We start from the raw sequence: 897 nt of genomic DNA on the forward strand, positions 1-897 counted from the left end.
GTGTAGAACGGCGGCAGATCGGGGCCGAGCGCGACGCGGGCAGCCCCGGTCAGCGTCGCCATGTCGACCAGAAGCTGCGGCTCCTCCTCGTCGGCCAGCGCCAGCGCATCGGCCAGCACCAGCCGCCCCTCGGCATCCGTATTGCCGATCTCGACAGTGATGCCCTTGCGGCTCGCAAGCACATCTCCGGGCCGGAAGGCGTTGCCGGCAATCGAATTCTCAACCGCGGGAATGAGCACGCGCAGCCGCACATTCAGCCCGGCATCCATGATCATCGAGGCAAGGCCAAGGACATTGGCAGCACCGCCCATGTCCTTTTTCATCAACAGCATGCCGGACGATGGCTTGATGTCGAGACCGCCCGTGTCGAAGCAGACGCCCTTGCCGACCAGGGTCACCTTCGGCGCCCCTTGCTGCCCCCATCGCATATCGATCAGGCGCGGCGCGCCGGCCGACGCACGGCCGACAGCATGGATCATCGGGAAATTCCGTTCGAGGAGATCGTCACCCTTGACCACCGAGACTTCGGCCTTGTGCCTGGCGGCCAGGGCCCGCACCGCCTGCTCCAAATCTTCCGGACCCATATCGCTGGTCGGCGTGTTGACCAGATCGCGTGTCAGGAAGACGCCATCCGCAATGCGGCGAACGCGCCCGGCATCGACGCCTGCCGGCAGGCCGAAGCGCAGCGCCCTGCCTGACTTCTTGCCGTAACGGGTGAAGACATAGCCGCCGAGCAGCAGCGCGGTCGCCGCGAGGTCCGGCTCGGCCGGCGCCGAGGCGAAATGCCAGTCGCCTTCCGGCAAGGCTTTCGACAGCGCGCCAAAGGCGAGCGCGCCTTCGCCATCGCCGATACCAAACAAGGCGCCGCCGAGCGCCCCGTTTTCGCCGGGCACGACC

General features: G+C 67.1%; 1 protein-coding gene. It reads right to left on the reverse strand.

The features are described from left to right. On the reverse strand, positions 1–897 hold an 897-nt coding region (locus EN749_RS36485; RefSeq protein WP_145991212.1), incomplete at both ends, for a leucyl aminopeptidase family protein.

Source organism: Mesorhizobium sp. M7A.F.Ca.ET.027.02.1.1, assembly GCF_004022985.1.
Taxonomy (GTDB): Bacteria; Pseudomonadota; Alphaproteobacteria; order Rhizobiales; family Rhizobiaceae; genus Mesorhizobium.